This is a genomic window from uncultured Amaricoccus sp. (assembly GCF_937858865.1).
Taxonomy (GTDB): Bacteria; Pseudomonadota; Alphaproteobacteria; order Rhodobacterales; family Rhodobacteraceae; genus Amaricoccus.
Window position 1 is genome coordinate 1 of record NZ_CALLYO010000488.1, and the last position, 4,829, is coordinate 4,829.

The 4,829-nt window shown below is 72.5% G+C and carries 5 protein-coding genes and 1 pseudogene; all 6 read right to left on the reverse strand.

Annotated elements, in window-relative coordinates; genetic code table 11:
* A pseudogene (locus Q0112_RS14365) lies at positions 1-705 on the reverse strand (ATP-dependent DNA helicase RecG); the annotation flags it as partial.
* Positions 706-734: 29 nt separating this feature from the next.
* Positions 735-1,550, reverse strand: a complete 816-nt coding sequence (gene gluQRS / locus Q0112_RS14370) for a tRNA glutamyl-Q(34) synthetase GluQRS (RefSeq protein WP_297976438.1) — start codon at positions 1,548-1,550, stop codon at positions 735-737.
* A gap of 3 nt (positions 1,551-1,553) precedes the next feature.
* Positions 1,554-1,760, reverse strand: coding sequence for a hypothetical protein (locus Q0112_RS14375; protein ID WP_297976432.1), 207 nt, complete (start codon positions 1,758-1,760; stop codon positions 1,554-1,556).
* A 145-nt stretch (positions 1,761-1,905) separates the two neighbouring features.
* A complete protein-coding gene (locus tag Q0112_RS14380) occupies positions 1,906-2,784 on the reverse strand; it encodes an SMP-30/gluconolactonase/LRE family protein (RefSeq protein WP_297976434.1) in 879 nt (292 codons plus the stop codon).
* Positions 2,785-2,899: 115 nt separating this feature from the next.
* On the reverse strand, positions 2,900-3,862 hold the full coding sequence (locus Q0112_RS14385) for a 3-keto-5-aminohexanoate cleavage protein (protein WP_297976436.1): 963 nt from the start codon (positions 3,860-3,862) through the stop codon (positions 2,900-2,902).
* On the reverse strand, positions 3,859-4,752 hold the full coding sequence (locus Q0112_RS14390; RefSeq protein ID WP_297976440.1) for a 3-hydroxyacyl-CoA dehydrogenase: 894 nt from the start codon (positions 4,750-4,752) through the stop codon (positions 3,859-3,861). Before Q0112_RS14390 ends, Q0112_RS14385 begins: the two co-directional genes overlap by 4 nt.
* Between the last annotated feature and the right edge of the window lie 77 nt (positions 4,753-4,829).

Genomic DNA, 4,829 nt, shown 5'->3' on the forward strand with positions numbered 1-4,829 from the left:
GGCCAGCGTCATCTGGTGCGAGAGGAGCTCGTCGTAGGCGAGCCGCTCGCGGGCCGGGGACGCGGGGGCGAGGTCGGCCGGGCCGGCGGGGGCGTGGGCGGCCGCGAGCGCGGCGCGGAAGGCGGGCCAGCGGCGGCGCGCGAGGACGCTCGGCTCGATCCATTCCGGCAGGTCCGGGACGCGGGCAAGGGCGTCCTGGACGGCGCGGGTCATGGTGCGGAGGCTGAGCCCCTGGGTGAGCGGGTAGACAGGCTCGTAGGCGGGCAGCGTCGCCTCGCCGCCGGGAGGCAGGATGTGGTCGGGGTGGGGCATCTGGGCGATGCCGTCGAAGAGCTCGACCCGGCCGGAAACGATGCGGCGCTGGCCGGCCGGCAGGGTGCGGCGGAGCCAGTCGGGGTGCGGGTGGAAGAAGACGAGCTGGAACTCGGTCAGCGCGTCGCGGACGTGGACGCGATAGGGGCGGCCGCGCATGGTCGGCGGCTGGTGCAGGCCGATCTCGACCTCGACAGTGACGACCTCGGGCAGCTGCGCCTCGCGGATCGAGGCGCGCAGGCGGCGGTCGGTGCCGGAGGTGGGGAGCGTCAGGACGAGGTCGGCCGGGTGGGCGATCTCCATGCGGGCGAGGAGGCGGGCGGTCTTCGGGCCGACGCCGTCGAGGGCGGTCAGCTCGGCGAAGAGCGGGAAGAGGACGGTGGGGCGGCTCATGGCCGGCGGAGTGTGCCGCGGGACGGCGCTCAGGGGAAGCCGAGCTGGCGGCGGATGCGCTCGGGCGTGACGCCTTCGGCGCGGAGGGTGGCGAGGGCGCGGGCGTCGTCGCGCTTGGCGAGGCGGCGGCCGGAGGCGTCGCGGATCAGGCGGTGGTGGTGCCAGACCGGGACGGGGAGGCCGAGGAGGTGCTGGAGGAGGCGGTGGAGCGGCGTCGCCTCCCAGAGGTCGGCGCCGCGGACGACGTGGGTGATGCCCTGGCGGGCGTCGTCGACGACGACGGCGAGGTGGTAGGCGGTGCCGATGTCGCGGCGGGCGAGGACGACGTCGCCGAGAGGCGTGGGGTCGGCCGGGTGGGTGCCGGGGTGGAGGGGGCCGGTCTCGGTGAACTCGAGCGGGCCGGCGAGGGCCAGGGCGCGGGCGAGGTCGAGGCGGATGGCGTCGCCGGGGGCGGCGTCCGACATGGGGCGGTGGCGGCAGGTGCCGGGGTAGAGGGGGCTGGGCGCATTCTCCTGCGGGGCGGAGAGGGCGGCGCGGATGTCGGCGCGGGTGCAGCGGCAGGGGTAGGTGAGGCCGAGGGCGGCGAGGCGGTCGAGGGCCCGCGCGTAGCGTGGGAGGTGGTCGGACTGGCGGAGGACGGGCTCGGGCCAGGAGAGGCCGAGCCAGGCGAGGTCGGCGAGGATGGCGGCCTCGTGCTCGGGGCGGCAGCGGGTGCGGTCGATGTCCTCGATGCGGAGGAGGAAGGTGCCGTCCTGTCGGCGGGCGAGGTCGGCCGCGGTCAGGGCCGAGAAGGCGTGGCCGAGGTGGAGCGGGCCGGTCGGCGACGGGGCGAAGCGGGTGCGCAGGGGTCAGCCGTCGCGGGGGAGGCGGGCGCGGCGGTCCTCGCGAGCCTGGTAGATCAGGATCCAGGCCAGCAGGATGAACATCGGATGGGTGAGGCCGCCCGAGAAGATGAGCGCCGGGACCCAGACGAGGAAGGTCACGATGGCGACGAACGGGCGGCCGGCGATGAGGATCGACAGCGGCGGCAGGAAGAGGGCGAGGACGTAGTTCATGGCCGGGAAATAGGGAGGGTCGAGCGGCGGCACAAGGCGCGCGGGCGGCGCATGCGGCCTTTCGAGCGCTACCGGCGGTCGGAGATGGCCACGGTGGCGGCGCCGGCGCGTCGTTGACGAGGGGCGCGCCGCAGGTCTCTGCCTCTCACGCGCCGAACCTCGGCTCGGGAATTCCCGTGATCCCGAGCCCGGTGATGGCGAGGAGGCTGCCGCGCAGCACGCCGTCGCCGGGAAACCGGGGCAGCGGCGGCTTGGCCATCGAGGTCACGAAGAGGATGTCGAGGTTCGGGCCGCCGAACATCACGCTCGTCACCTTCCTGACCGGCATCTCGATCTCGCGCTCGAGCTTGCCGTCCGGGGTGTAGCGCATGATCTTGCCGTCGTAGACCTGCGCGTTCCAGAGGCAGCCCTCGGCGTCGACGGTCGAGCCGTCGGCCGCCCCGCCGCGCGAGGTGTCGATCTTCACGAAGGTGCGCCGGTTCGAGACGTTGCCGGTCGCCTGATCGTAGTCGTAGGCCCAGATCTCCCCCGACCAGCTGTCGGCGAAGTAGAAGGTGTCGCCGTCCGGGCTCCAGCAGGGGCCGTTGGAGACGATGATGCCGGTGTCGAGGGTGTGGACGGAGAAGTCGGGGTCGAGGCGGTAGAGGGTGCCGTTCGGGCCGCTCTCCTGGGTGTCCATCGAGCCGGCGACGAAGCGCCCCTGCTTGTCGACCTTGCCGTCGTTGAGGCGGTTGGCGTCGCGGCCGGGCTCGGGGTCGTGGATGAGCTCGACCTCGCCGGTCCGGAAGTCGAGGGCGTGGAAGCCGCGGGCCAGCGAGACGATCGCGCCCTCGCCGTCCTTGCGCAGCGCCATCGAGCCGATCTTCATCGGCACGTCCCAGGCGCGGATCTCGCGCCCGTCGTGGGTGGCGCGGAAGACCCGGCCGTCGAAGCTGTCGATCCAGTAGAGCCGTTCCTGCTCCACGTCCCAGAGCGGACCCTCGCCGAGGGTGGTCTTCACGTCGACGACGACGTCGATCTGCATGGGCATTCCTCCGGTCGGGCACGGTCCGGGCACGCGTGCCCGGAGGGGTCGTGCCTTGATTTCATTGAAGTATCGGTTCAGACGGTAACCACATTTCAACCTGTGTTAACGCGGTTCAGAAGGCCACCGCGTCGCCACCCTTGAGCGCGAGGATGGTGCGGGCCTCGTCGGGGGTGGCGACCTCGAGGCCGAGCCCCTCGATGATCTTGCGGGCGAGGGCGACCTGTTCGGCGTTGGATTTCGCCAGCCGGCCGCGGCCGGCCCAGAGGCTGTCCTCGAGGCCGACGCGGATGTTGCCTCCGAGGGCGGCGGCCTGGGCGGCGATGCGCAGCTGGCTGGCGCCGGCGCCGAGGACGGACCAGCGGAACTGGTCGCCGAACAGGCGGTCGGCGGTGCGCTTCATGTGGGCGACGTCCTCGGGGTGGGTGCCGATGCCGCCGAGCAGGCCGAAGACGGACTGGACGAAGAAGGGCGGCTTCACCAGGCCGCGGTCGGCGAAATGGGCGAGGTTGTAGAGGTGGGCGATGTCGTAGCACTCGAACTCGAAGCGGGTGCCGTTGTCGTAGCAGGTGGCGAGGATGTACTCGATGTCCTTGAAGGAGTTGCGGAAGACGAGGTCGCGGGTCGCCTCGAGGTGGGGGCGCTCCCAGTCGAACCGGAACGAGTCGAACTTCTCGGCGAGGTGGTAGAGGCCGAAGTTGATCGAGCCCATGTTGAGGGAGGCGACCTCGGGCTTGAAGGTGGCGGCCGGGAGGACGCGCTCCTCGACGCGCATGTAGGGGCTGCCGCCGGTCGTGATGTTGATGGCGGCGTTCGTCCCCTGCTTGATGCGGGGGAGAAAGCGGGCGAAGGCTTCGGGCGTCTGGTCGGGCTTGCCGGTCTCGGGGTCGCGGGCGTGCAGGTGGAGGATGGCGGCGCCGGCCTCGGCGGCGGCGATCGCCTCCGTGGCGATCTGGTCGGGGGTGATCGGCAGATAGGGCGACATGGTGGGGGTGTGGATCGCCCCGGTCACGGCGCAGGTGATGATGACCTTGCCCCTGTCGGTGCGGCCGCTGCCCTTGCGTGTGGTCCCGGTCATTTGCCGAACTCCTTGTCGGATGCGCGCTTGTGGGCGGCGAGCGCCATGAGGCGGCGGTCGCGCCAGACCTGGCGGCCGGCGAGGCCGGCCTCGGGGAGGCGGGAGCGGCGTTCGGCCTCGACGCGGTCGAGGACCGGGCCGGCCCAGTCGGCGCGGTGCTGCATCTGCGGGAAGAGGTTGGAATAGATCGACTGGTAGCGGGTGACGTAGTCGCGCACCCCGCCGGGGGCGTTGAGGTCGATGGTCTCGAAGGGGCCCATGAAGGACCAGCGCAGCGCGAGGCCGTCGCGGATGCCGATGTCGATGTCCTCGGTGCTGGCGTAGCCCGCGTCGACCAGGCGGAAGGCCTCCTCGAGGAGGGCGCCCTGCAGGCGGTTCATGATGAAGCCGTCGAGCTCGCGCTGCATGACGAGGGGTGCGTGGCCGGCGGCGACGAGGAGGGCGCGGGTGCGCTCGACGACCTCGGGCGCGGTCCAGGGGGCGGGGACGACCTCGGCCGCCGGGATGAGGTAGGGCGGGTTGATCGGGTGGACGACGAGGCAGCGGGCGCGGCCGGGGAGCGCCTCGGTGAAGGCCGAGGGCAGGATGGCGGAGGTGGAGCTGGCGAGGACGGCATCGGGAGGGGCGGCGGCGTCGAGCTCGGCGAAGACGGCGCGCTTCACCTCGAGGCGCTCGGGCGTGTTCTCCTGGACGTGGGCGACGCCCTCGAGCGCCCGGGCGAGGTCGGGGACGGGCGTGATGCGGGCCAGGACGGCGGCGGAGGGCTGGCCGTTCAGCAGATCGTTGGCGGCGAGGTCGCCGAGGATGGCCTCGATGAAGGCGAGGGCGGCGGGCGGGGCGGCGGGGTCGCGATCCCAGAGCGCGACATCGTGGCCGGCGCGGGGGAACAGGCGGGGCGACGGGCCTGTAGCTCAATGGTTAGAGCTGGCCGCTCATAACGGCTAGGTTGGGGGGTCGAGTCCCTCCG